Origin of the sequence: Streptomyces sp. NPDC001822, from assembly GCF_042892135.1 — a bacterium.
Lineage (GTDB): Bacteria > Actinomycetota > Actinomycetes > Streptomycetales > Streptomycetaceae > Streptomyces.
Window position 1 is genome coordinate 1 of record NZ_JBIATW010000011.1, and the last position, 24925, is coordinate 24925.

The 24925-nt window shown below is 71.6% G+C and carries 26 protein-coding genes; 12 read left to right on the forward strand and 14 right to left on the reverse strand.

Annotation, left to right across the window (positions count from 1 at the left end; translation table 11 throughout):
• A partial coding sequence (locus ACFYY2_RS23840) for a phospholipase D-like domain-containing protein (RefSeq protein ID WP_388746089.1) occupies positions 1-354 on the forward strand: 354 nt, incomplete at its 5' end.
• Between the two features lie 69 nt (positions 355-423).
• Here ACFYY2_RS23840 and argS read toward each other — a convergent pair.
• A complete protein-coding gene (gene argS / locus ACFYY2_RS23845; protein WP_388746091.1) occupies positions 424-2193 on the reverse strand; it encodes an arginine--tRNA ligase in 1770 nt (589 codons plus the stop codon).
• Positions 2194-2340: 147 nt separating this feature from the next.
• On the opposite strand from argS, the gene lysS reads away from it, so the two are divergent.
• Positions 2341-4101 carry a lysine--tRNA ligase gene (gene lysS, locus ACFYY2_RS23850; RefSeq protein ID WP_388746093.1) on the forward strand — a complete coding sequence of 587 codons (1761 nt, stop codon included), beginning with the start codon at positions 2341-2343 and terminating at the stop codon, positions 4099-4101.
• 67 nt (positions 4102-4168) lie between these two features.
• Here lysS and ACFYY2_RS23855 read toward each other — a convergent pair whose 3' ends face one another.
• The 3 genes from ACFYY2_RS23855 to ACFYY2_RS23865 all read right to left on the reverse strand — a co-directional run bounded on the left by ACFYY2_RS23855 (position 4169) and on the right by ACFYY2_RS23865 (position 7572).
• A complete protein-coding gene (locus tag ACFYY2_RS23855) occupies positions 4169-5557 on the reverse strand; it encodes a DUF2637 domain-containing protein (protein WP_388746095.1) in 1389 nt (462 codons plus the stop codon).
• 181 nt (positions 5558-5738) lie between these two features.
• Complete coding sequence (locus ACFYY2_RS23860) at positions 5739-6578, reverse strand: DUF3558 domain-containing protein (protein WP_388746097.1); 840 nt, start codon at positions 6576-6578, stop codon at positions 5739-5741.
• A gap of 205 nt (positions 6579-6783) precedes the next feature.
• Positions 6784-7572, reverse strand: coding sequence for a DUF3558 domain-containing protein (locus ACFYY2_RS23865; protein WP_388746099.1), 789 nt, complete (start codon positions 7570-7572; stop codon positions 6784-6786).
• A 172-nt stretch (positions 7573-7744) separates the two neighbouring features.
• Here ACFYY2_RS23865 and ACFYY2_RS23870 point away from each other — a divergent pair, with 172 nt between their 5' ends.
• Positions 7745-8938, forward strand: coding sequence for an RtcB family protein (locus ACFYY2_RS23870; protein WP_388746101.1), 1194 nt, complete (start codon positions 7745-7747; stop codon positions 8936-8938).
• Positions 8939-9036: 98 nt separating this feature from the next.
• On the opposite strand, the gene ACFYY2_RS23875 is transcribed toward ACFYY2_RS23870, so the two are convergent.
• A complete protein-coding gene (locus tag ACFYY2_RS23875; protein ID WP_388746103.1) occupies positions 9037-9795 on the reverse strand; it encodes an SDR family NAD(P)-dependent oxidoreductase in 759 nt (252 codons plus the stop codon).
• 88 nt (positions 9796-9883) lie between these two features.
• Positions 9884-10219, reverse strand: coding sequence for a YnfA family protein (locus ACFYY2_RS23880; RefSeq protein WP_388746105.1), 336 nt, complete (start codon positions 10217-10219; stop codon positions 9884-9886).
• 158 nt (positions 10220-10377) lie between these two features.
• Between ACFYY2_RS23880 and ACFYY2_RS23885 the strand changes: the two genes are divergently transcribed.
• The gene (locus ACFYY2_RS23885; protein ID WP_388746107.1) at positions 10378-10923 is read left to right on the forward strand and encodes a hypothetical protein; all 546 of its coding nucleotides are present in this window, start codon (positions 10378-10380) and stop codon (positions 10921-10923) included.
• Between the two features lie 84 nt (positions 10924-11007).
• On the opposite strand, the gene ACFYY2_RS23890 is transcribed toward ACFYY2_RS23885, so the two are convergent.
• The 3 genes from ACFYY2_RS23890 to ACFYY2_RS23900 all read right to left on the reverse strand — a co-directional run bounded on the left by ACFYY2_RS23890 (position 11008) and on the right by ACFYY2_RS23900 (position 12811).
• On the reverse strand, positions 11008-11757 hold the full coding sequence (locus ACFYY2_RS23890) for a Mut7-C RNAse domain-containing protein (protein ID WP_388746109.1): 750 nt from the start codon (positions 11755-11757) through the stop codon (positions 11008-11010).
• Between the two features lie 140 nt (positions 11758-11897).
• Entirely contained in the window at positions 11898-12209 is a 312-nt protein-coding gene (locus ACFYY2_RS23895) for a hypothetical protein (RefSeq protein WP_388746111.1), read from the reverse strand.
• Positions 12210-12400: 191 nt separating this feature from the next.
• Positions 12401-12811: a MerR family transcriptional regulator gene (locus ACFYY2_RS23900; RefSeq protein ID WP_388746113.1), complete on the reverse strand. Its 411-nt coding sequence runs from the start codon at positions 12809-12811 to the stop codon at positions 12401-12403.
• 361 nt (positions 12812-13172) lie between these two features.
• Here ACFYY2_RS23900 and ACFYY2_RS23905 point away from each other — a divergent pair, with 361 nt between their 5' ends.
• Positions 13173-14696 carry a SulP family inorganic anion transporter gene (locus ACFYY2_RS23905; protein ID WP_388746115.1) on the forward strand — a complete coding sequence of 508 codons (1524 nt, stop codon included), beginning with the start codon at positions 13173-13175 and terminating at the stop codon, positions 14694-14696.
• A 33-nt stretch (positions 14697-14729) separates the two neighbouring features.
• Here ACFYY2_RS23905 and ACFYY2_RS23910 read toward each other — a convergent pair whose 3' ends face one another.
• Positions 14730-15230, reverse strand: a complete 501-nt coding sequence (locus tag ACFYY2_RS23910) for a MarR family winged helix-turn-helix transcriptional regulator (protein ID WP_388746117.1) — start codon at positions 15228-15230, stop codon at positions 14730-14732.
• Positions 15231-15323: 93 nt separating this feature from the next.
• On the opposite strand from ACFYY2_RS23910, the gene ACFYY2_RS23915 reads away from it, so the two are divergent.
• The 4 genes from ACFYY2_RS23915 to ACFYY2_RS23930 all read left to right on the forward strand — a co-directional run bounded on the left by ACFYY2_RS23915 (position 15324) and on the right by ACFYY2_RS23930 (position 19949).
• Positions 15324-16505 (forward strand): PP2C family protein-serine/threonine phosphatase, encoded by a 1182-nt coding sequence (locus tag ACFYY2_RS23915; protein ID WP_388746119.1) that lies wholly within the window; start codon positions 15324-15326, stop codon positions 16503-16505.
• A 275-nt stretch (positions 16506-16780) separates the two neighbouring features.
• A complete protein-coding gene (locus tag ACFYY2_RS23920; protein WP_388746121.1) occupies positions 16781-18457 on the forward strand; it encodes a PP2C family protein-serine/threonine phosphatase in 1677 nt (558 codons plus the stop codon).
• Positions 18454-19548, forward strand: a complete 1095-nt coding sequence (locus tag ACFYY2_RS23925; protein ID WP_388746122.1) for a B12-binding domain-containing protein — start codon at positions 18454-18456, stop codon at positions 19546-19548. Before ACFYY2_RS23920 ends, ACFYY2_RS23925 begins: the two co-directional genes overlap by 4 nt.
• Positions 19545-19949, forward strand: a complete 405-nt coding sequence (locus tag ACFYY2_RS23930; RefSeq protein ID WP_388746124.1) for an STAS domain-containing protein — start codon at positions 19545-19547, stop codon at positions 19947-19949. The genes ACFYY2_RS23925 and ACFYY2_RS23930 overlap by 4 nt, the downstream gene beginning before the upstream one ends.
• 24 nt (positions 19950-19973) lie before the next feature.
• On the opposite strand, the gene ACFYY2_RS23935 is transcribed toward ACFYY2_RS23930, so the two are convergent.
• The 3 genes from ACFYY2_RS23935 to ACFYY2_RS23945 form a co-directional block, all read right to left on the reverse strand.
• On the reverse strand, positions 19974-20339 hold the full coding sequence (locus ACFYY2_RS23935) for an STAS domain-containing protein (RefSeq protein ID WP_388746126.1): 366 nt from the start codon (positions 20337-20339) through the stop codon (positions 19974-19976).
• A gap of 90 nt (positions 20340-20429) precedes the next feature.
• Entirely contained in the window at positions 20430-20798 is a 369-nt protein-coding gene (locus ACFYY2_RS23940) for an ATP-binding protein (protein WP_388746128.1), read from the reverse strand.
• A 184-nt stretch (positions 20799-20982) separates the two neighbouring features.
• The gene (locus ACFYY2_RS23945; protein ID WP_388746130.1) at positions 20983-21336 is read right to left on the reverse strand and encodes an STAS domain-containing protein; all 354 of its coding nucleotides are present in this window, start codon (positions 21334-21336) and stop codon (positions 20983-20985) included.
• A 111-nt stretch (positions 21337-21447) separates the two neighbouring features.
• On the opposite strand from ACFYY2_RS23945, the gene ACFYY2_RS23950 reads away from it, so the two are divergent.
• Entirely contained in the window at positions 21448-21801 is a 354-nt protein-coding gene (locus tag ACFYY2_RS23950) for a hypothetical protein (protein WP_388746132.1), read from the forward strand.
• 60 nt (positions 21802-21861) lie between these two features.
• Here ACFYY2_RS23950 and ACFYY2_RS23955 read toward each other — a convergent pair whose 3' ends face one another.
• A complete protein-coding gene (locus ACFYY2_RS23955) occupies positions 21862-22458 on the reverse strand; it encodes a hypothetical protein (protein WP_388746134.1) in 597 nt (198 codons plus the stop codon).
• A 292-nt stretch (positions 22459-22750) separates the two neighbouring features.
• On the opposite strand from ACFYY2_RS23955, the gene hemL reads away from it, so the two are divergent.
• Both hemL and ACFYY2_RS23965 read left to right on the forward strand, forming a co-directional pair.
• The gene (gene hemL, locus ACFYY2_RS23960; RefSeq protein ID WP_388746136.1) at positions 22751-24058 is read left to right on the forward strand and encodes a glutamate-1-semialdehyde 2,1-aminomutase; all 1308 of its coding nucleotides are present in this window, start codon (positions 22751-22753) and stop codon (positions 24056-24058) included.
• Entirely contained in the window at positions 24055-24744 is a 690-nt protein-coding gene (locus tag ACFYY2_RS23965; RefSeq protein WP_388746139.1) for a histidine phosphatase family protein, read from the forward strand. The genes hemL and ACFYY2_RS23965 overlap by 4 nt, the downstream gene beginning before the upstream one ends.
• The last annotated feature ends 181 nt before the right edge of the window (positions 24745-24925 follow it).

Below are 24925 nucleotides of genomic sequence, written 5' to 3' on the forward strand. Positions count from 1 at the left end.
CCGCACACCGACAAGCGGGTGTGCCAGCTGGCGGGACAGCACCACTACGAGGACCTCACCGCCTGCGGCGTGAAGATCTACCAGTACCAGCCCACGATGATGCACACCAAGGCGCTCACCGTGGACCGCGTGGCCTCGCTCATCGGGTCGACGAACTTCAACCGCCGCTCCCTGGACCACGACGAGGAAGTGATGCTCGCCGTGCTGGACCCGGATTTCACCGCGACCCTGGACGAACACTTCGAGGAGGACCGGGACCACAGCGTGCTGATCGACGGCGCCAGGTGGCGGCGCCGCTCAGCGGCTCAGCGAATGCGCGAACTGGCCGTCCTGCCGATCCGCCGCTGGCTCTGAGACGGCCCGGACGCGCCGACGGCCCCGCACACCGTGGGAGATGTGCGGGGCCGTCGGCGTACCTGAGGCTCAGAGCCGCTCGGGGGTGCGGATGCCGAGCAGCTTCATGCCCTGGTGCAGCGTGCGGGCGGTCAGCTCGACGAGGAACAGCCGGTTCTCGACGACCTCGGGCGCGTTGTCCGGGCTGAGCACCTGGCACTGGGCGTAGAACGTCGTCAGGTGCGAGGCGAGCTGGTAGAGGTACGCGGCCAGCTTGTGCGGCTCGTATCCCTCGGCCACCTCGGCCAGGACCTCTCCGAACTGGTCCAGGTGCAGGCCCAGCGTCCGCTCGGCCGGGGCGAGTTCCAGCTCGGGGTGCGCGACGGGCTCGGCCTCGCCCTTCTTCCGCATGATGGAGCGGATCCGGGCGTAGGCGTACTGGAGGTAGACGGACGTGTCGCCGTTCAGCGAGACCATCTGGTCCAGGTCGAACTTGTAGTCGCGGACGGCGGAGGTGGACAGGTCGGCGTACTTCACCGCGCCGACTCCGACGTACCGGCCGTTCTCGACGATCTCGTCCTCGGAGAGGCCGACGTTCGCGGCCTTCTCGCGGACGACCGCCGTGGCCCGGGCGACCGCCTCGTCCAGCAGGTCCTCCAGCCGGACTGTGGTGCCCTCACGGGTCTTGAACGGCTTGCCGTCCTTGCCGAGGACCGTGCCGAAGGCCAGCTGGTGCGCCTTCACGTCGTCGTTCAGCCAGCCGGCGCGGCGGGCGGTCTCGAAGACCATCTTGAAGTGCAGGGACTGCCGGGCGTCCACGACGTAGACCAGGGTTTCGGCCTTGAGGTTCTGCACCCGGTCGCGGATCGCGGACAGGTCGGTGGCCGCGTAGCCGTAGCCGCCGTTCGTCTTCTTGACGATCAGCGGGACCGGGTTGCCGTCCGGGCCCTTCACGTCGTCGAAGAACACGCAGAGCGCGCCCTCGGAGCGGACGGCGACGCCGGTCTCCTCCAGGATCCGGCAGGTCTCCTCGAGCATGTCGTTGTAACCGGACTCGCCGACGATGTCGGGGTCGGCGATCTCCATGTCGAGCTTGTTGAAGACGGAGTAGAAGTAGATCTTCGACTCGTCGACGAAGCCCTGCCAGAGCGCCAGCGTCTCGGGGTCGCCGGCCTGGAGCGCCACGACCCGGTCGCGGGAACGCGCCTTGAACTCCTCGTCGGAGTCGAACAGGGCCCGCGAGGCCTTGTAGACGCGGTTCAGCGAGGACATCGCCGCTTCGCCGTCGGCCCGGCCGCCCTCGTGCTCCAGCTCGCCCGGGTGCTCGAAGAGGTACTGGATGAGCATGCCGAACTGCGTGCCCCAGTCGCCGATGTGGTGGCGCCGGACGACGTTCTCGCCGGTGAACTCCAGGATCTGGACCATGGCGTCACCGATGACGGCGGACCGGAGGTGGCCGACGTGCATCTCCTTGGCCACGTTGGGCTGGGCGTAGTCGATCACGGTCGTGCCCGCGGCGGGGTTCACCGGGACCCCGAGGCGGCCGGTGTCGGCGGCGCGCGCGGCGAGCGTCCCGGTGATCGCGCGGTCGGTGAGCGTGATGTTCAGGAAGCCGGGGCCGGAGACCTCGATGTCCTTGATCAGCTCACCCGCCGGCAGGGAGGCCGTGACCTTGTCGGCCAGCTCGCGGGGGTTGCCCTTGACCTTCTTGGCGAGCGCGAGGATCCCGTTGGCCTGGAAGTCGGCCCGGTCGCTTCGGCGCAGCAGCGGGTCCGCGGTGCCGGCCTCCGGCAGTGCTGCCGTCAGGGCGTCCGCCAGCTGCTGCTGGAGCGTGGAAGCGAGAGAGGGGACCGAAGCCATGAGACGGCTGCCGTTTCGGTAGAGGACAAAGGATCAGTCCAGTATCCCACGGGGTGCAAAGCCGTTTTCGCGCTGCGGGTGGTACCTGGGAGAATGGGTGTGCCCCTGATGGGGGTCGCCCCTACGAGTCCTACACGAGAGAAGGACGTGCCGACCGTGGCTTCGAGTCAGAGCAGCACCGAGACCGACTGGGTCTCCCGCTTCGCGGACGATGTCATCGCCGAATCGGAGCGGCGTGCGCCTGGCAAACCGGTCGTCGTCGCGTCCGGGCTGTCCCCGTCGGGCCCGATCCACCTGGGCAACCTCCGGGAGGTCATGACCCCGCACCTGGTCGCCGACGAGATCCGCCGCCGCGGGTACACCGTGCGCCACCTGATCTCCTGGGACGACTACGACCGCTACCGCAAGGTCCCGAACGGCGTCGAGGGTGTCGACGCGTCCTGGCAGGCGCACATCGGCAAGCCGCTGACCTCGGTGCCCGCCCCGGCCGGCTCGGCGTACCCGAACTGGGCCGAGCACTTCAAGGCCGCCATGACGGCCGCCCTGGACGAGCTGGGTGTCGAGTACGACGGCATCAGCCAGACCGAGCAGTACCTGGCGGGTGCGTATCGCGAGCAGATCCTGCACGCGATGAGGCACCGCGCCGACATCGACGCCGTCCTCGACCGCTACCGCACCAAGAAGGACGGCGCGGGGGACGCGAAGGGCGGGAAGAAGCCGCAGCAGAAGAAGGTCGACGAGGCCGAGCTGGAGGCCGCCGAGGGCTCCGGCGCGGCGGACGAGGACGACGGCGGCTCGGGCTCCGCCGGCTACTTCCCGTACAAGCCCTACTGCGGCAACTGCGGGAAGGACCTCACGGTCGTCACCTCGTACGACGACGACACCACCGAGCTGAACTACACCTGCTCGGAGTGCGGCTTCGCCGAGACGGTCCGGCTGAACGAGTTCAACCGCGGCAAGCTGGTCTGGAAGGTCGACTGGCCGATGCGCTGGGCCTACGAGGGTGTGATCTTCGAGCCCAGCGGCGTGGACCACTCCTCGCCGGGCTCCTCGTTCGTCGTCGGCGGCCAGATCGTGCGCGAGATCTTCGGCGGCGTCCAGCCGATCGGGCCGATGTACGCGTTCGTCGGGATCTCCGGCATGGCCAAGATGTCCTCCAGCAAGGGCGGCGTGCCGACCCCGGCCGACGCGCTGAAGATCATGGAGGCGCCGCTGCTGCGCTGGCTGTACGCGCGCCGTAAGCCGAACCAGTCCTTCAAGATCGCATTCGACCAGGAGATCCAGCGGCTCTACGACGAGTGGGACTCGCTGGCCCGCAAGGTCGCCGACGGGACCGTGCTGGCCGCCGACGCGGCGGCGTACGCGCGTGCGGTCGGTACGGCCGCGGGGGCGCTCCCCGCCACGCCGCGCCCGCTGCCCTACCGGACGCTTGCCTCGGTCGCCGACATCACGGCCGGTGCCGAGGACCAGACGCTGCGGATCCTCAGCGAGCTCGACCCGGCCGACCCGCTGACCGCGCTCGACGAGGCGCGTCCCCGCCTCGACCGCGCCGAGAACTGGATCACGACCCAGGTCCCGGCCGAGGCGCGCACCGTCGTCCGTGACGAGGCGGACAAGGAGCTCCTCGGGTCGCTGGACGAGCGGGGCCGCGAGTCGCTGCGGCTGCTGCTGGAGGGGCTGGACTCGCACTGGTCGCTGGACGGGCTGACCACGCTCGTCTACGGCGTGCCGAAGGTGCTGGAGGGCCTGGAGCCGGACGCGAAGCCGACGCCCGAACTCAAGGTGGCCCAGCGGTCGTTCTTCGCGCTGCTGTACCGGCTGCTGGTGAGCCGGGACACCGGCCCGCGCCTGCCCACGCTGCTGCTCGCCGTCGGGGCGGACCGGGTGCGGAAGCTGCTCGGGGCGTAACGGTTCTTGGCGTGAGAACGGGCGGGCCGCTCAGCGGCCCGCCCGTCGTGCTGTGCCCGTTCCCGGCCTACGCGATGTGGTCGGCGGCCATCTCGCTGTCGAAGCGCTGCTTGAAGCCGGGCAGCAGCTTGCGGAGCAGGGCGGCGCTGCGCGGGTGGCGGACGTTGTGGCCGTCCGAGAGGTGGATGTCGAGCACCTCGGCGCTCGGGTAGTCCTGGTGCTGGTTCGTGTACGCGGTGAACACGTCGTACGCGATCTCGCTGAACTCGATCTCGGCCTCGGCCCATTCGGCCGTTTCGGCCTCCTGCTGCCCGGCCGGCGGGCCCTGCTGCGGGGTGTGCTGATCCTCGGGGCCCCGCGGCTGCTCCTGGGGCGGCACCTGCTGCGGTTCCGCCGAGCGGGGGTGCGGGAAGGCGCCGATGGTGCCGACGTTGCCCAGTGGGCGGGTGCGGCCTCCGGGGCCCGAGGGGATCATCACGGGGGTGGGTTCGAGGCCTTCGACGTACGTCGGGTTGTAGGCGCTCTCGTAGGCGTCGTCGGGTACCTGGGGAGCCGCGAACCAGGGGCTCTCGTGCGAGCCGGGGCCCTCGTGGGGGTGCTGCTGCGGCTGGTCGTGCCGCTCCTGCGGCGCCGCCTCCCGCTGAGGCGCCGTCTGCTCGCGGGGGTCCTGCTCCTGGAGCTCGCGGGGCTCCTGCTCCTGTGGGACGTACGGCAGTTGGGGGTGCTGCTCGGTCGCCACGGCCGCGGGGGAGGGCGCCAGCAGGACCGGCTCGATGCCGGCGGCGGCGAGGCCGGCCTGGGCGGTGTCGGCGAGCGGGACGCCGTACTTCGCCAGGCGCAGCGGCATCATCGACTCGATGGGCGCCTTGCGGCGCCAGTTGCGGCCGAAACGGGCCTGGAGGCGGGCCTGGTAGATCAGCCGGTCCTGTTCGAGCTTGATGACCTGCTCGTAACTGCGCAGCTCCCACAGCTTCATGCGGCGCCACAGCTTGAAGGTGGGCACGGGCGACAGGAGCCAGCGGGTGAGCCGGACGCCCTCCATGTGCTTGTCGGCGGTGATGTCCGCGATCCGGCCCACGGCGTGCCGTGCGGCCTCGACGGCGACGACGAAGAGGATCGGGATCACCGCGTGCATGCCGGTGCCCAGCGGGTCGGGCCACGCGGCCGCGCCGTTGAAGGCGATCGTCGCCGCCGTGAGCAGCCAGGCGGTCTGGCGCAGCAGCGGGAAGGGGATGCGCATCCACGTCAGCAGGAGGTCGAGCGCGAGCAGGACGCAGATTCCCGCGTCGATGCCGATCGGGAAGACCAGGGAGAACTGGCCGAAGCCCTTCTCCTCCGCGAGTTCGCGTACGGCGGCGTACGAGCCGGCGAAACCGATCGCGGCGATGAGCACGGCGCCGGCGACGACGACCCCGATGAGTACGCGGTGCGCGCGGGTCAGCTGCATGGCGGCCATCCGCGATCCCCTCCCGACTTCGACGAACCGGTGCCACTTCGGCACCCGGCGCGGGCACAGCCTGGCACATGCCGGCTCGGCTTGTTGCGCGGGGAGGGCCCGCAGCCCGGTACCAGCGGGGGTACCGGGCTGCGTAAAGCCGTCTCTGTGCAGGGGAGTTGGCGCCCCCACATCTCTCAGGTCACGACTTGGGCCTGGACGTGGCCGTCGTCTTCGAGGACGCCTTGGCGGGTGCCGTGGTCTTCGCGGTCGCCTTGGCGGACGGCGTGGCCTTGCCCGTCGCCTTGGCGGACGGCGTGGCGGAGGACTTCCCGGTGCCGGCGTCGGTGCCGACCTTGGACACGGCTTCCTTGACGGCCGTCTGCGCGCCCTTGAGGATGTCGGCGGCGGCGGGCTTCTTCGCGCCGGCGTATCCGGCACCGTTGTAGGTGACGCTGACGACGACGTTCGCGGTACGGGCCACGACCGTGGCGTACTCGAAGTCCTCGCTGGTCTTGGTGAGGGTGTACACGACGGCGGTCGCCTGCTCGCCGATGCCCGTGGCGGGGTTGGCGGCGACCTTCTTCGCGCCCTCGGTGGCCTGCGACTTGGCGATCTGCTTGGTGTACTCGGCGGTGGCGCGCTTCGCGCCGCTGCCCAGCGACTGGTCCGAGTCGAAGCGGGTGAAGGAGACGTCGAGCCAGCGGTACTGCGAGCCCTTCACGCCCTTGTCGTCCAGGCCGTTCCACGCGCAGCCGCCGCGGGTCGCGGTGTCGCTGGACCGGTCCGGGGTGCCGCCCTTGCTCTTGGCCTTGGGGACCAGGTCCTCGATCGTCTTCCTGCTGATCGATCCGCAGGCGTCGGGCAGCGAGCCGAACTTCGCGGGCTCGACGGACGGCGCGGACTGCTGCGTGCTCGGAGAGGTGGACGAGTCGGTGTCCTTCGAATCGCCGGAGTCCGACGAGCAGCCGGCGACGACGAGCATCACCGGAACGGCGGCGCAGGCGAGTATGCGGGACAGTCGCGGAGCTGATCGGTGCATGGTTCCTTCACTCGGACGGCACGGCGGTCTCGGTCGTGCGGGCGGTTGCGTCGGTACGGCGGTCACTGCTGCGGCCGGCTGCCCCGGACGGTCCTGTCGTAGGCGGGCCGGGGGCCACGGTACGACGGACCGGGACCGGATGCCGCCTTCGGCCGAGGACCCCGGAGCGCGGCGGGGGCCACGTCCGGAGCCGTTCGGCGTCCGGTCACTCGCTCAGGGTCTCGGCCAGATTCCGTGCCAGGGCCTGGGCCTTCTCCTGCAGTTCCCGGCTGTCGGGGACCTCGGTCACGCGGGCCGGCTGCTCGGTGTAGTTCACGGTCACGATGACGTTCGATGTGCGGAATACCACGCTGACGGTGCGGTGCTGCGCGGTGGAACCCGTCCGCGTGAGCGCGTCGTCGAGGAACGCCGCGTCCCCGAGCCCGCCGAGCAGCCTGGGCCCGAGGTCCGCGTCGCCGTCCTGGCCGGTGGTGGCGTCGGGCGAGGCCGGGGACGTGCCGTCGGAGGAGGACGGGCTGCCGCTGGGGGACCCGGTCGCGGAGCCGCTGGGCGTCACGCCGCCGGAGGCGGGAAGCCCGGCGGCGTCCTCCTTCTTCGCGTACACCTCACGGGCGCGGTCGTCGTCGCTGACCGCCGGGTCGTAGGACACGACGCGCTCGAAGTCGATGGACAGATTCCGGGAGGCGTCCGGGGCGTCCGCCTTCCAGCGGCAGCCGACCTTGCGGTCGGTGTCGTAGGTGACGACGGCGGTGCCCTCGTAGATCTTCTCCTGTTGGTCCTCGGGGAGCTCCGCCGCGCCGGGCAGCAGGTCCTTGAGGGTGGAGCGCGGCACGGCGCGGCAGGATTCCGGCAGGGTGCGGTACTTCCCCGGAGGTGCGGCCGAGACCGGCGGGGTGCCTGGCTTGCTGTCGGCGGCGGGGTCGTCGGCGCCGGAGCCGGCGCTGCAGCCGGCGACGAGCGCTGCGAGGAGCGCGACGCCGGGTACGTACGCCATGTGTCGCACGGTCCCAGGCTCCCTTCGGTACGAAAACGGGTTGCCGCCCGATGGCGGCCGATGGACACAATGTCTATCGCACGCGCCGCTGTGAATGCCGGTCGGCCGACCGTTATGCCGACCTCGGCACCGGTTTTGCGCTTTCAGTCTTTTTCGGGGGAATCGAGGGGTTATGTCGTATGTAGAGATGCCGGGCGCGCAGGTTCCGATCCGGATGTGGGCGGACCCCGCGTCGGTCGAGGACGTCGCGATGCGGCAGCTGCGGAACGTGTCCACCCTGCCCTGGATCAAGGGCCTCGCGGTCATGCCGGACGTCCACTTCGGCAAGGGCGCGACCGTCGGCTCGGTGATCGCGATGCACGGCGCGGTCTGCCCGGCCGCGGTGGGCGTCGACATCGGCTGCGGGATGTCGGCGGTGAAGACGTCGCTGACCGCCAACGACCTGCCGGGTGACCTCTCCCGGCTGCGGTCGAAGATCGAGCAGGCCATTCCGGTGGGCCGGGGGATGCACGACGACACCGTCGACCCCGGAAAGCTGCACGGTTTCCCGACCGCCGGATGGGACGACTTCTGGTCGCGATTCGACGGGATCGCCGAGGCCGTCAAATTCCGGCAGGGGCGGGCGACCAAGCAGATGGGGACGCTGGGAAGCGGAAACCATTTCATCGAGTTCTGCCTCGACGAGGCCGGATCGGTGTGGCTGATGCTGCACTCCGGGTCCCGGAACATCGGCAAGGAACTCGCCGACTTCCACATCGGGCAGGCCCAGAAACTCCCGCACAACCAGGGCCTCGTCGACCGTGACCTGGCGGTTTTCGTCTCGGACACCCCGCAGATGGCGGCCTACCGGAACGACCTCTTCTGGGCGCAGGAGTACGCCGCGTACAACCGCTCGATCATGATGGGCCTCTTCCAGGACGTGGTCCGCAAGGAATTCCGGAAGGCCCGGGTGATGTTCGAGCCGGTGATCTCCTGCCACCACAACTACGTGGCGGAGGAGCGGTACGACGGCATGGACCTGCTGGTCACGAGGAAGGGCGCGATTCGCGCGGGCTCCGGCGAGTTCGGGATCATTCCCGGGTCGATGGGGACCGGTTCGTACATCGTGAAGGGGCTCGGGAACGAGAAGTCGTTCAACTCCGCCTCGCACGGGGCGGGCCGGCGGATGAGCCGGAACGCGGCCAAGAGGATGTTCTCGACGAAGGACCTGGAGGACCAGACGCGGGGCGTGGAGTGCCGCAAGGACTCCGGCGTGGTCGACGAGATCCCGGCCGCGTACAAGCCGATCGAGCAGGTCATCGACCAGCAGCGCGATCTGGTCGAGGTCGTCGCGAAGCTCAAGCAGGTCGTGTGTGTGAAGGGCTGAGGCCCGGAGCGGCACAGGTGTGAGCCCCGGACTCCGCGCACGCGCGAGGTCCGGGGCTCCTTCGTGCCGCCGTGTCCCTCCGGTCCCGGTCCCGCGCGTCAGTGGGTCCGGTGGACCTTGGAGTTGGAGGCCTGGGCTCGGGGGCGCACCACCAGGAGGTCGATGTTGACGTGGCTGGGGCGCGTGACGGCCCAGGTGATCGTGTCGGCCACGTCGTCGGCGGAGAGGGGCGCGTCGACGCCCGCGTAGACCTTGGCGGCCTTCTCGGCGTCGCCGCGGAAGCGGGTGGTCGCGAACTCCTCCGTCTTGACCATGCCGGGCGCGACCTCGATCACGCGGACCGGGGTGCCCACGATCTCCAGACGGAGGGTCTCGGCCAGGACGTGCTCGCCGTGCTTGGCGGCGACGTAACCGCCACCGCCCTCGTAGGCGGCGAGCGCGGCCGTCGAGGAGAGGATCACGACCGTGCCGTCGCCGCTCGCCGTGAGTGCGGGCAGCAGCGCCTGGGTGACGTTGAGCGTGCCGATGACGTTCGTCTCGTACATCTGCCGCCAGTCGGCCGGGTCACCGGTGGCCACGGGGTCGGCACCGAGCGCCCCGCCCGCGTTGTTGACCAGGACGGCCAGGGAACGGAACGCGGTGGCGAACTCGTCGACGGCGGCGCGGTCCGTCACGTCGAGGGAGTAGGCGGTCGCCTGGTGGCCCGCTTCGGTGAGCTCGGCGGCGAGCGCCTCGATGCGGTCCTTGCGGCGGGCGGTGAGCACCACGCGGTATCCGGCGGCGGCCAGCTGCCTGGCGGTCGCGGCGCCGATGCCGCTGCTCGCACCGGTGATGACGGCGATGGGGGTGGCGGCCATGCGAACTCCTCGGAAGCTGATCGGTACGGGGAAAGGATAGGCGGGGGGTTCCGGCCCGGGGCGGTGGCGGCCCGGGGTGGCGGCCCGGTCAGTGGCCGCGCGGGGCGTACATGATCAACGCCATGCCGGCCAGGCATACCAGCGCGCCGGTCACGTCCCAGCGGTCCGGGCGGTATCCGTCGGCCACCACGCCCCAGGCGATCGATCCCGCGACGAACACACCTCCGTACGCGGCCAGGATGCGGCCGAAGTCGCCGTCCGGCTGGAGCGTGGCCACGAAGCCGTACGCGCCGAGGGCGAGGACTCCCGCGCCGATCCAGATCCAGCCGCGGTGCTCGCGTACGCCCTGCCACACGAGCCAGGCCCCTCCGATTTCGAACAGGGCGGCCACGACGAAGAGGGCGATGGAGCGGGCGGTGAGCATGCGGTCAGCGTGTCATGCGGGGGAGCGGCCAAGGCCCGCACTGCCCGGTGGCGGGAGCGGGGGGTGAGGCGGGTGCGGTCGTGGGCCGTGCGGGTGGGGAGTGGTGGCGAACCGGTCCTTATATAGGGATGATTGCCGCCAATCTGTATCTTCCTCCCATGCGAGTGACACGTAGAGCTCTGCTGACGAAGCCCGCCGTGGCGGCGCTGGCGATGACCGTGGTGCTGGGACCGGGGCTGTCCGCCGTGGCGGAACCCGCGCCGAAGGGGATCGCGCCGAAGGGGATCGCGACGAAGGGGATCGCGCCGGAGGGGATCGCGCCGGAGGCGGACGTCTCCCACCACGGTCATGTGTCCGTCCAGGACCGCACGCTCGGGGTCCTGCTCCGGACCGGCAACCGGGGGCCCTCGCCCCTGGAGGACGTGACCGTGCGCCTGCGATTCTCCGTGCCGCTCGCCCCGGGTCAGCGGCTGCCCCAGGGCTGCCTGCGCAGCGGCAGCCGGACGGTGCTGTGCGGGACCGGGGCGCTTCCCGTGGCGGGCACGGCGCGGCGCACCACGGTCGTGCTCGGCCTCACCGGCCGGCCGGCCGAGGTCGTGGTGCGCGTGGACACGGTGTGGAACGGCGGTGCGAGCGACCGGAATCCCCGCAACAGCACCCATGAGGTACTGGCCCCCTCGACCGGCGACGCGTACGTCTTCTGAGGTCCGGGTCCGGGTCCCGGTCCGTGCGCCCGTGCGCTTCCGCACCCGGCGCCGCCCGACGCGGGCCCGGACCTCCGCGCCGGCTCAGGCGGTGGGTGCCTGGCTGCCCGCGCCGCCGAACTCGCGCACCGCGTCCGCCACGATGTCCTCCAGGCGCGAGTGGTGGGCACCGCGCCAGTAGACCCGACCGCAGGCCGTGCACTGTGCGAAGACGTCGTAGGACGCCTGGGTGCCCTGCTCCAGGAGGGCGCTCACCGCGTCCTTGTCGGCCGCCGCGAGGTCCCCGTTGCATGCGGTGCAGCGGGTCCAGGGGGCGAGTGCCGGGGCGAAGCGGCCCAGGACGTCGCGCAGTTGCTCCTCGGGCCGGTCGCTGTAGACGTACGCCCCCGCCCAGATCTCGCGGCGGCGCAGCAGCCCCCGGTCACGGGAGAGGAGGACCCGCCGCTCGGCGGCGGAGAGGGCGGCCAGGGCCGGGTCGCCGATGTCCTCGCTCTCGTAGGCGGCGTCCACACCGAGCAGCCGCAGCCTGCGTGCGAGCGTGCCCAGATGCACGTCGAGCAGGAAGCGCAGCGGCGCCCCCGGCACCTGCTGGGGGCGCTGGACGGCCCGTACCTCGACCAGTTCGCCGGCGGCCGGGATGTGCGAGGTGGGCACGGGGCGGCCGTCGACGAGCAGCTGTCCGGCCTCGGTGAGCGGGACACCGAGGGACTCCACCACGTGTCCCAGGGTGGACGATCCGTCCGTGGTGACGGCTGTGCGTCCGTGGCGGCGGTCGTGGGCGACGAAGAGCCCGAGTTCCGTGGCCACTTCGAGGGTGATCTCTGGTCCGTTCACCTGCTCAGGATGTCATCGCGCGGCCGGGGCGGCGACGGAGTTACGGCACCGCCGACGGCAGCCCGGGACCGGCCGTGCCGGCGCCGCAGGCCCGTGGGGCGAAGGTGTTCGGCGGGCCGTTTCCCCTGGAACCCGGGGGGCTACGGCCTTCGGGCGGGTGCCGGTCGTGAGGGGCCGGGATCCGGCCCGGCGGCCCGACGGCCGGTGACGACCGGGGTGTCCTGCGCCGGGTGCGGGGCCGCCGGGTCGGTGTAGAGCCCGCCGAGGGTGTTGTACGCGCCGCCGACGACGGCCTCCGCCCTGCTCAGCACATCGTGCGCGGCGGCCCGGGCCGCCCGGCGGGTGTACGGCAGGGGCGGGTTCCGGCGCGTGCGGCGGCAGTCGCACACCGCGTACACCCCACTGGCGAGGACCACGGCCGGGACTGCCAGGGCCAACAGCAGGTCGTCCATGCCGGGGGTGCCTCCTCGGAGTCGCTGCTCCTTGCATCGGCAGACCACGCTGTGCGGCTGGAGATCATTCTTCGGCCAATGAATGGCCGAAGAATGATCTCCTTACCAGGCGAAACGTGAGCAATCCGGCGTTTCGGCCCACCGGGCCCGTGAGGCCGGTCGGCCGCCCGGACTGTGAGCTCCCGGGTCCGTCAGTCTTCCGTGGCGCCGTCGCGGTCCAGGCGCGTGCGCAGGGTCTGGGCGAACTCCTCGGCCCGCGCCAGCTGCACGCGCAGCTTCGCGACCTGCTCGGACGCGGACCGTTCGTAGGACCGGACGCGCTCCAGGAGTACGTCGCGCTCCTGGGCCGTCGGTCCTTGCTCGGCGTCGAGGCGGTCCACCGCCTCCAGCAGGTCCCGCATCTCGTCGAGGCTGAAACCGAGCGGCTTCATCCGGCGGATGACCATGAGCCGGGCCACGTCCGCCTCGGTGTAGAGCCGGAACCCGCCCCGCGACCGGGCCGAGGGTGCGACGAGCCCGGTCTCCTCGTAGTGGCGGATGGTGCGCAGCGACAGCTCGGTACGCGTGGCGACCTCGCCGATCTGCATGTGTGCGCCGCCCACGGTGCCCCCTGTGTCCTGCCGGCTCCCGCCGTGACCGAGGGAGGACGGCGCTTCGGGCCCCACCCTAGCGTCAATCTCTACCCTTACGTCAGGGTAGAGTTGCCCGGTGCCGACGGGCAGGGCCGATGACGTCCCCGGCCGGAGCACGGAGGCCGGCCGCCCCCTGGGGCTCGCCGGGAGCCGCCGGTCCGACGGCCCGGAGTTCCGGGATCCGGAGCGCGGACCCGCACCGACGACGGCCGCACGCCTCCTCCTGCCGGCCGTCCGTCCGCCGCCACGGACTCGACCGTACGTCCGTGCCGGTCCCGTCCGGCCCCTCGCCGCCCCGTGCGCCCCCGGCCCGCCGGACGCGCCCGAACCCATGACAGGTCAGGCCCCCTTGCGCTTCCTCCCGCCGTCCTTCCCGGTCGCCCGGCCGAAGGGCTTCCGGCCCGCCCGGCTGTCCCCCCAGGTCTTCCGCACCGAGGTCCTGGCCGGGCTCGTCGTGGGCCTGGCCCTGATCCCCGAGGCCATCTCCTTCTCGGTCATCGCGGGTGTCGATCCGGCGGTCGGTCTGTTCTCCGCGTTCACGATGGCCGTCGTCATCTCCGTCGTCGGTGGCAGGCCGGCGATGATCTCGGCCGCGACGGGCGCCGTCGCGCTCGTCATCGCCCCGCTCAACCGGGAACACGGCTTCGGCTACCTGGTGGCGGGCGTCCTCCTCGGCGGGGTCTTCCAGATCGTCCTCGGGGCGCTCGGTGTCGCGAAGCTGATGCGGTTCGTGCCGCGCAGCGTGATGGTCGGCTTCGTCAACGCCCTGGCGATCCTGGTCTTCATGGGGCAGGTCCCCGAGCTGAGCGACGTTCCCTGGCCCGTGTACCCGCTGGTCGCCGGCGGCCTGGTCCTGATGGTGTTCTTCCCCAGGATCACCAGGGCGGTACCCGCCCCGCTCGTCTCCATCGTCGTCCTGACCGCGATCACCGTCGCCGCGGGCATCGCCGTACCGACGGTCGGGGACAAGGGGGAGCTGCCCTCGGCCCTGCCGGTGCCCGGCCTCCCGGACGTGCCCTTCACCCTGGACACGCTGACCACCGTCGCCCCCTACGCGCTGGCCATGGCGCTGGTCGGGCTGATGGAGTCCCTGATGACGGCCACGCTGGTCGACGAGATCACGGACACCCGGTCCAGCAAGACCCGGGAGTCCGTCGGCCAGGGCGTCGCCAACATCGTGACCGGGCTCTTCGGCGGTATGGGCGGGTGCGCCATGATCGGCCAGACCATGATCAACGTGAAGGTCTCCGGTGCCCGCACCCGGCTGTCCACCTTCCTCGCCGGTGTCTTCCTGATGGTGCTCTGCATCGCGTTCGGGCCGCTCGTCTCCCGCATCCCGATGGCCGCCCTCGTCGCGGTCATGGTCATGGTCTGCTTCGCGACCTTCGACTGGCACTCCGTCGCGCCCCGGACGCTCCGGCGGATGCCCTCCGGTGAGACAGCGGTCATGGTGATCACGGTGGTCTGTGTCGTCACCACCGAGAACCTCGCCGTCGGGGTCGTCGTCGGCTCCGTGGCCGCGATGGTCATCTTCGCCCGGCGGGTCGCCCGCGTCGCCGACGTCACCGCGGTCGTGGACCCGGACGGCGGACAGGTCGTCTACTCCGTCACGGGCGAGCTCTTCTTCGCCTCGTCCAACGACCTGGTCGGCCGGTTCGCCTACGCCACCGATCCCGACGAGGTCGTCATCGACCTGTCCGGCGCGCACATCTGGGACGCCTCGGCCGTCGCGAGCCTGGACGCGGTCACGACGAAGTACCAACAGCGGGGGAAGAGGGTGGAGCTCGTCGGCCTCAACGAGCGGAGTGCCCGTCTGCACGGGACCCTGAGCGGCGAACTGACGAGCGCGGGCTGAGCGGCCGGCCCGGCGCCCGCCCGTCCGCGGGCCTCAGACGGTCTGCCGGCGCCGCGACGGCTCGGTGGCCGGCAGGAAGGGTTCGGCGGCGGCCTCGCAGAACGCCGCCAGCCCGGTGGTGAGTGCCTCGCGGTCCGCGGGGGTCATGCGCTTCAGCGCCTGGTGCAGGCCCTGTTCGCGCCGGCGGCGTACGTCGCGCAGGTGTGCCGTGCCCGCGTCGGTGAGCTCCAGCAGCATCTCCCGGCGGTCATCGGGGCGGGGGGTCCTGCGCACGAATCCCGCCGCCTGCAGCCGGTCGCACAGCCGGCTGACGGAGGGCGCGGCCGCGTCCAGGTACCGGCCGAGCGTCCGCAGGTTGATGCCCGGCTCGCGCTCGATGATGTACATCACGCGGATCTGTGCGGCGGAGACCGGCGAGGTCGTGAGGGTGTGGCGGCCGCGTTCCCAGGCGACCTCGAGGAGTTCGAGGACCTGCCTGACCTCGGGCGCCTCTCCCGGGGCGTATCGGTCGAGCTGGATGGGCTCCTCGCGCATGTGACACTCCCGTGTGGGGCATATGCCCGTTCCGGCTGGTCGATGTGAACAGTCGCGTGATGAAAATATGTCAACGAAAGCAGGGCCGTACAGGTGGACAGACCCAGCGGCGTCGAGCGTGTACTTCGCGAGGCCGCCCCGCACCAGATCTTCGACGTGCTTCAGGCCGCGATCCGGAGCCGTCACGGCGCCTCACAGGTGGAACTGCTCGTCGCCGACTACGCGATGACGAAGCTCCAGCCGGTCGGTGTCCTGCCTCACACCCGCAGCCCGGTGCCGGTCCACAGCAGCGACCCCGGCCGGGCCTTCGGAGCACAGGAGCCGCACTGTGTGCGCGACCCCGGTGCGTCCACTGTAACCGTGCACCTGCCGGTCAGTGTCCGCGGCGACCGGCAGGGCGTGCTGAGCGTCACACTGTCCGACGACGGTACGGGTCCCGACGCGGCCGTGGTGGCGGACCTCCAGGTCTGCGCCGACGCCCTGGCGCACGAGATCGTGGTCGCGGAACGGGACACCGACCTGTTCCTGCAGGCCCGGCGGGCCGAGCGGCTGACCCTCGCCGCCGAGATGCAGTGGCAGCTGCTGCCGGGCCGGTCGTGCTCCCGCCCCGAGTACAGCATCGGCGCCCAGCTGGAGCCGGCCTACGCCATCCACGGCGACAACTTCGACTGGTCGGCCTCCGCCGACGAGCTCACCCTGACCGTCAACAACGGAATGGGCGAGGGCATCGAGGCGGCGCTGCTCACCAACCTCGCGGTCAACGCCCTGCGCAACGCGCGCCGCGCGGGCCTCAGCCTGGCGGACCAGGCGTACCTGGCCGACCAGGCCCTCTACGGCCAGCACCGGGGGAGCCGGTACCTGGCCACGCTGCTGCTCCGCTTCGAGCTCCGGACCGGCGACGTGGAGATCATCGACGCGGGGTCGCCGCGCATCTGGCGCATGCGCCGGGGGACCGTCGAGGCGGTCGAACTGGACGCCCAGATGCCGCTCGGGATGTTCGAGGACACGGTCTACACGCCGCAGCACTTCACCGTGGAACCCGGTGACCGGCTGTTCTTCATCAGCGACGGTGTCTATGACGCCCTGTCGCCCGCGGGTGAGAAGTACAGCCTGCACGCGCTGGTCAGGGCGATGGCCGAGACCCGCCTGCTGCCCGCGACGCAGGTGCCGAGGGCGCTTCTGGAGAGGGCGCTGGGACATCGCGGTTCCGGGCCGACCGTGGACGACGCGCTGGTGCTGTGCCTGGACTGGCACGGGCGCCCCGCCTCCGCCTGAAGGGGGCCGCGACACCCGGTCTCCCCGATCACCGCCGAGGTGCCCGGCCACCCGATCACCGTCCGTCCCCGGGGTGCCCGGTGCCGGTTTCGTGCGGGAGAGGTGAAGGTTTCGGTCCCGGGTCACGGGTAACCCGCCGGTCAGGCACCCGGGAGGGGGACGGGAGCGGAGGCCGGGTTGCTATTCGCGGCCTGTCTGGGCAATGGTTGCCGAAGGGAAAGTAATATTCGTCCAGTTGGAAGGTGGTGCGGCTCGCTCCCGGCGGGCCCCCCCTCATGGCTCCTCCTAAGGAAACCGCCACGATCAGCCACGAGCAGCCCGCGAGCGGTGTGTGGGTCACCGCCCCCTACCCCGTGGTCGTCGCCGACCGGTGCGGCACCGTCGTCGAGACCAACGCGGCAGCCTCGTCGCTGATGGACGCCGTGGTGCCGGGATCCGGCATGGCGGAGACGGCGCCCGCCTGGCTGGCGCGGGCGCACGCCGACTTCGCCGCGGCCGGGGCGGTTCCGGGAGGGAAGGGCGGGGAAGGCGCCGCCGCCTCCGTCCGGGGACACATCGGGGACCAGAGCTTCGAGGCCCATCCCTCGTGGGGCATCCACGGGCACGTCGTGTGGTGGCTGGTCGACGACACCGACCAGCGGCTGGCGGAGGCGGCGCTCACCACGGAGCGCGAGCGGGCCACGTTCCTCGCCGAGGCGTCCAACGTGCTGATGGCCTCCCTGAACAGCGAGCGGTGCATGCTGGCCACCGCGCGTCTCGCCGCCCAGTACCTCGCCGACGCCGCGGTCGTCGTCACGCCCGCCTCCGGGCGCGCCATGCCCGTCGCGCACGCCGTCGCGGGCCAGGAGGCCACCCGGGTCCTGGTGGCGGACGACCCGTCGCTCGTACCCGGTCTCAGCGAGGCGCTCCAGGGCTTCCCGCCCGTGCCGTCGCGCTGGATCGACCCGGCCGCCCTGCCCGCGTGGATGCTTCCCGAGGACTTCACGGGGACGATCGGGTCGGTCGCGGTCACCCCGCTGCCCGGTCACGGGGTGCCCGCGGGCGCCCTGATCCTGCTGCGCAGCAACGGGCGGGCGGAGTTCAGCGAGAGTGAGGAGCTCTTCGCCCGGCAGTTCGCCGCCCGCGCCGGAGCCGCGCTCTCCGCGGCCCGTCTCTACGCCGAACAGAGCGACATCACCCAGACCCTGATGCGGGACCTGCTGCCGCCCCGCCTCCACCGGGTGCACGGCGTCGAGTTCGCGGGCGGCTACCAGCCGGCCGGAGCGCGGGAGCGGGTGGGCGGCGACTTCTACGACGTACACCCCGGTGGCACGGACGCGGAGCCGTCCCTCGTGGTCCTGGGCGACGTCTGCGGCAAGGGGCTGGACGCCGCCGTGCTCACCGGCAAGATCCGCAACACGCTGCAGGCCCTGACCCCCATGGCCGACGACCACGTGAAGATGCTGCAGCTCCTCAACGGAGCGCTGCTGAACTCGCACCACACCCGTTTCGCCACCCTGGTGCTCGCCTCCGTCATGCGTACGGAGAACCAGGTGCGGCTGCGGCTCACGTCGGCCGGTCATCCGGCCCCGCTGGTCGTGCGCAACGACGGCTCGGTCGAGGAGGTCATCACGCACGGCACGCTGGTCGGCGCCCTGCCGCGCATCGAGGCCGGCACCGTGGAGGTCCACCTGCAGCCCGGCGAGACCTGCCTGCTCTACACCGACGGGGTCACCGAGGCCCGGGGCGGTCCGATGGGCGACGAGCTCTTCGGCGAGGCGCGCCTCGCCCGCGCGCTGTCGGGATGCGCGGGCATGCCCGGCGAGGCCGTGGTGGAGCGCATCCAGATGCTCGCGTCCCAGTGGCTGCGCGACGGCAGGCACGACGACATGGCCCTCGTGGCGATCACCGCGCCGCGCACCACGCACCTGAGCGCGGTGAACGGCCACACGCGGGGCAGGTACACCGCATGAACACCTGTGTGACCACCGTTGCGGACGACCTCCAGGGACTGCGGGACCGGCTGTGGACCGCCGTGACCGAACGCGACGAGCACGCCGCCGCGGGCATCGTCTTCACCGCGCTGGACAGCGGCCTGGACGCCGAGTCCGCCCTGCTGGACGTGATCGCCCCGGTCCAGGAGAAGGTCGGCACCGAGTGGGCGGCGAACCGTCTCACCGTCGCGGAGGAGCACGCCGCGAGCGCGATAGCCGAACGGGTCATCGCGGCCCTCGCCCACCATCCGTCCACCCGCTCCGTCCCGCGGCTCGGCAGGATCACGGTGGCCTGCGTGGACAAGGAATGGCACGTGCTCCCGGCCCGGCTGCTCGCGGAGGTCCTGTCGCTGCGCGGCTGGCGGGTCGACTTCCTCGGTGCCCAGGTCCCCACCCCGCACCTGATCGCCCATCTGCACACCAGCGGTGCGGAGATCGTCGCGCTCTCCTCGTCCCTGCCCACCCGGCTGCCCACCGCGCACGCGGCGATCACCGCCTGCCAGGCGGTCGGGGTCCCCGTCCTCGCCGGCGGTGCGGCCTTCGGGCCCGGCGGTCGCTACGCGCGCCTCCTGGGCGCCAACGCCTGGGCCCCCGACGCGCGCACCGCCGCCCGGCAGCTGGCGGACGGAATCCCCGCCCCGGACCTCGCCGTCGGCCGCACACAGGTGGACGACCTGCCCCACCTGGCCGACCAGGAGTACACCTACGTCGCCCGCAACCAGGGACAGCTCGTCCGGGAGGTCGTGCTCCGGATGGAGAGCCTCTTTCCGGCGATGCGGTCCTACACGGACCGACAGCGGGAGCACACGGCGGAGGACATCGCGCACATCGTGGACCATCTCGCGGTCGGCCTCTACACGGACGACGACGAACTGCTCACGACCTTCCTGACCTGGACCGCGGGCATCCTCACCGCCCGCGGCGTCCCGGCCGTGTCCCTGCGCCCCGCCCTGGACGTCCTCGCGGCCGAACTCCAGGACTTCCCCCGCTGCGTACGGCTGCTCGACCACGCCCGTCTCCTGCTGGACGCCACCCCGGCGGCCGGTCAGACCTCCGGAGTTCCCGCATGACCGTCCTGCCCCACCCGCTCCTCACGGTGACCGTCGAGACCGGACCCGGCACCGTGCGGCTGCGCATCGGCGGTGACCTGGACTACGACACCAGCGGCGAACTCGCCGCGCGGGCCGAGGCGTGCCTGGACACCCATGGTCCGGACGCCCTTCATCTGGACTGCGCGGAGCTGCGGCTGTGCGACTCGATGGGGGTGTCCACCCTGCTCCAGATCCACCGGAGCACCAGCGAGCGCGGTGTGCGTCTCCACCTGGAGGACCCGCCGCCGTTCCTCGAACGGATCCTGACGGTGACGGGCATCCGGCGGATCTTCGAGACGGGTGTGACGGGCGAGCAGCCCGAACAGGCACACGCGGACGAAGGGGCCCGGCCCGCTCCGCCCCGCACGCCCTCGGGCTGAACGCCCCCGCGGCCGGGGGCCGGTTCAGCGCGGAGCGGCCAGCGCCTCCTCAAGGCTGCCGTAGCGCTCCAGCAGGTGGTCGACGCCCGCTGTGCTGAGCAGTCGCCGCAGCGCGGTTCCCGGGGCGGCTATGCGCAGCCGTGTCTGCTGGTGCACCTGGATGAGCAGGCTCAGGAACGAGGAGTCGGCGAAGGTGACGGCCGTGGCGTCCAGGACGACCACGTCGTGACTGGCCGCGGCCTCCCACATGGCGATGAACAGCGGGTCGACCGTGTCGCTGTCGAGGTCTCCGCGCGCCTGGACGACCCAGCAGCCGTCGCTCTCGAACTCCGCGGCCACGGAAGCCTGCGGCGGCACGGGGCCGTGACCGGGCGGGGGCGTACTGGACATGGCGCCGAGTATGCCAAGAGCGCCCGGCGGGATCGACAGGGCGGGGGCCGGAGGCCCGGGACGGGGAACCGGCGTCGACGTGCCCGCGGGTCAGGGCAGGGCGATCAGCGCGACGATGCGCTTGCCGCCGGGGTGGAAGGTGATGGACACCCGCTTCGCCAGCCGGCAGACGAGTGGCCAGCCGTAGCCGCCCACGTGGGCCGTCCGCGGGGGGTGGGGGGACGTGACCGGCACCTCGGGGCTGGCGTCGGCCACGGCCAGCAGCAGGCCCTCGTCGGTGAGTTCGGCCGTGAAGCCGGTGAGCCCGCCCCCGTGCCGGAAGGCGTTCGTCACCAGCTCGGAGGTCACCAGGAGCGCGTCGGCCACGACGACCTCTGCCAGGCTCCCGGCGGGTCCGAGGGCCCGGGACGCCAGGAGGCGCGTGACGGTGTCGCGGGCCCCCGCGGCGTTCCGGGGCACGGGGACCGCCTCGTGTCCTGCCGCCTCCGGCGGTCCAGCGCTTCCGACGGCGTCTCCCGGGCCGCTGCCCGAGTCCATGCCGTCCACTGGCTTTTCCTGTTCCCCGTTCATGCACTCTCCGCCTGCCCGGCGGGCCTCCGCTCACACCAGGCGCCGGCGAAACGGCCGCGGAAAGCGTGCCCGGTCACCACGTGAACGCCGATTCCACCGAGTCCGCGACCTGGAAGGCGCCGAGCGTGCCCGTGACCTCCAGCAGGCGGTGCACGGCCGGGGGCATCGGCCCCGCCAGGACCAGGGGTATGCCCGCCTCGCCGTGCAGCCGGCGGCCGTCCAGAAGGGTGTGCAGCCCCGCGGAGTCGGCGAACTCCACCCCGGAGAGATCCACCACCGTGCGGCTTCCGCCGCCGTCGGCGGCACCCGTCAGCGCGTCGGCCAGGTCCGTGGAACCCGCCCACCCGTCCAGACTGCCGAGGACCCGGATCAGCACGGCCCCGTTCGGTGCGGTCTCGACGACCACCCGCTTCTCGTCTCCCGTCATGGGCCTCATCCTCCTACATCGTCCGGAGTGCGCCTCCGCCTCCCGCCGGGCGGGACGCGGCCGGTGTCCCGGCGGGGGGCGCCGCCGCGGCGGTGCATAGAATCCGCTGCCATGTCGAAGCCTGACGAGCTGCTCGTTGACATCGCCGCACTGGTGGAGTCCGGGCGCAGCAATCAGATGTCCCTCACCGTGGTCACCAACGGTGCCGTCATCACGGGCCGGCTGGCCCCCGAGGAGGTGTGGAGCCGCCGCGTCTCCGAGGTCCTGACGGACTCGGCCCACCTCGGCGAGTTCTCCGCCGTCTTCACCGAACGCACGGGAAGGGACGGGCCGCCGACCCACCTGCACTTCCACGTCGCCCGCATCCTCCAGGGCACGGTCGGCATCCCGGAGACCGGCGGCATGTACCGGGTCGCGATCGAGGACGTGGACGCCTGGACCGTGGGTGACTTCAGCTACCACTGACGTGACGCCGTGCACACCGCCGGCCTCCGAGGGGGCCGGCCCTCCGGGCGGAGACGCGGGTCAGGGCCACACCAGGCAGTAGGCCTGGTGTCCCGCGTCGTGCAGGCGGTGGGAGAAGTCCTGCCACTCGTGGAGCAGCTGGTAGACGTTGAACGCGTCACGCGGCCCGCCGCGGTCCGGGACGGTGGACCAGATGAAGGCCGCCGCGCCGACGGACTCCTCGCCGACGTCCCGCAGCGGGTCGACCACCGTCATGGGCAGCTTGACCACCGCGTAGTCGGGGTGGAGCACCACCAGTTCCAGCGGCGGGACCTTGTGCAGGGGTATGCCCTGTATGCCGGTGAGGACCATCGCCGCGACCGTCTCGGGCTTGATCTTGCTGAACATGCCGCCCATGCCCAGCTCGTCGCCGCCCAGTTCCTCGGGGCGCATCGAGATGGGCACGCGTGCCGCGGTGGCCCCGTCCGGGGCACCGAAGTACTTGTAGGTCACCCCCACCCGTCCACTGCTCCTGATCCCCGGACCGTCGACGCCACCCGCCGGTACGTCCCGTGCGCGCTCGGCCTCGCGTTCGGCCTTGCGCCGGTGCCGCCCTCGCCGGGCAGGCTCGGGCCCCAGGTCGTCGGTCCCTTCGCCCACTCCGCCACCGCGATGCATATCTCATCCACCCGACTACTTCTTAGGAGACACAGCCCCGCCGCGCAACCCGATCATCGTCAGTGACCTCCCCCGCGGGCGGGCCGTGAAACACCTGTCCGCGAGACCGTGCGCGCCTCTGACACCATGGCACGTGTGAGCTTTCCCTATGACGCCCCAGTTTCGCAGACGCGAGGAGACTGACGCCCTTTCGTTGTACGAGCCTCATACGGGGAGGGCGTGCTCCCTGCTCACCGGCGGCCGGGAAAATCCGGCCGGGCCCCGAACCCCCGAATCGCAGATCAGGACCAAAGTGGCGTATTCATACGAAGCCCCAGTTTCACAGACGCTTTTCGACCGTGCGTCGCTCGTGACCCCCGGCGGCGTGAACTCTCCCGTGCGCGCCTTCCGGGCCGTGGGCGGTACGCCCCGGTTCATGGTGTCCGGCACGGGTCCGTACCTCACCGACGCCGACGGCCGTGAGTACGTCGACCTCGTGTGTTCGTGGGGGCCGATGATCCTCGGCCACGCGCACCCCGAGGTCGTCGCGGCCGTCCAGGACGCGGTGGCCCGGGGCACCTCGTTCGGTACGCCCGGTGAGGGCGAGGTCGCGCTCGCCGAGGAGATCGTGGCGCGCGTCGAGCCGGTCGAGCAGGTGCGGCTGGTGTCGTCCGGCACCGAGGCGACGATGTCGGCGATCCGGCTCGCCCGCGGATTCACGGGGCGGGCCAAGGTCGTGAAGTTCGCCGGGTGCTACCACGGGCACGTCGACGCGCTGCTGGCCGCGGCCGGCTCCGGGGTCGCCACGTTCGGACTGCCCGACACGCCCGGCGTGACCGGGGCGCAGGCCGGCGACACCATCGTGCTGCCGTACAACGACCTGGAGGCCGTGCGCGCCGCGTTCGCCGCGCATCCGGGCGAGATCGCGTGTGTGATCACCGAGGCGTCTCCGGGCAACATGGGGGTCGTGCCGCCCCTGGACGGCTTCAACGCCGGGCTGAAGGAGATCTGCGCGGCCGGGGGCGCGCTGTACATCTCCGACGAGGTGATGACGGGGTTCCGTACCTCGAAGGCCGGCTGGTACGGCATCGACGGCGTGCGGCCCGACCTGATGACCTTCGGCAAGGTGATGGGCGGTGGCTTCCCGGCCGCGGCCTTCGGCGGCCGTGCCGATGTGATGGCCCACCTGGCACCCGCCGGTCCCGTCTACCAGGCCGGAACGCTCTCCGGGAACCCGGTGGCCACGGCGGCGGGTCTCGCCCAGCTCCGGCTGCTCGACGACGCGGCGTACGCGAAGGTCGACGCGGTCTCCGCGGAGCTGCGCTCCCTGGTCGGCGACGCGTTCACCAAGGAGGGCGTCGCGCACACGGTGTCGGCGGCGAGCAACATGTTCTCGGTGTTCTTCACCGACGAGCCGGTCCGCGACTACGAGGGCGCGAAGAAGCAGGAGGCCTTCCGCTTCACGGCCTTCTTCCACTCGATGCTGGAGCAGGGCGTGTACCTCCCGCCCTCCGCCTTCGAGTCGTGGTTCGTCTCGACCGCCCACGACGAGCGAGCCCTGGAGCGGGTCGCGGCCGCCCTGCCGGCCGCCGCGCGCGCGGCATCGGAGGCCACGGCATGAGCGAGTACCCGGACCAGGACATCACCGTCGTCCACCTCATGCGGCACGGCGAGGTGCACAACCCGGACGGCGTGCTCTACGGCCGCCGCTCCGGCTACAGCCTGTCCGACCTGGGCCGCCGGATGGCCGACCGGGTCGCCGAGCACCTGGAGAAGCGCGACATCACCCACGTCGTGGCCTCCCCGCTGGAGCGTGCCCAGGAGACGGCCACGCCCGTCGCGGCGTCGCACGGCCTGGACCTCGCCACGGACGATCGTCTCATCGAGGCCGCCAACGTCTTCGAGGGCAAGACCTTCGGGGTCGGCGACGGCGCGCTGCGCAAGCCCGAGAACTGGAAGCACCTCACCAACCCGTTCAAGCCGTCCTGGGGCGAGCCGTACATCGAGCAGGTCGTACGGATGATGGGCGCCCTGGACGCGGCGCGGGACGCCGCGCGCGGGCACGAGGCGGTCTGCGTCAGTCACCAGCTGCCGATCTGGATCGTGCGGAGCTTCGTGGAGGGCCGCAGGCTGTGGCACGACCCGCGCAAGCGCGAGTGCACCCTGGCCTCCCTGACGAGCTTCACCTACCAGGGTGACAAGATCGTGTCGGTCGGCTACACCGAGCCGGCGCGTGACCTGGTTCCGAAGCACCTGCTCGCGGGCGCGAAGCCGGTCAAGGGGAAGTCCAAGGCGTTCGGGGCGTAGCGCTCCACCGGCCGCGCACCGGGAGCGGTGCGCGGCCCCGATCGGGTGATCCTGTGCAGCATCCGTAAGGGTTCGTTCACGTAATAACTTTTGTGATTATCGGCGGAACCGCCGTGTTGCTTTCCCCATCTAAGCCATCGCCAGTTTGTATGACCTTGAGGTAATACGACCGCAGATGGGG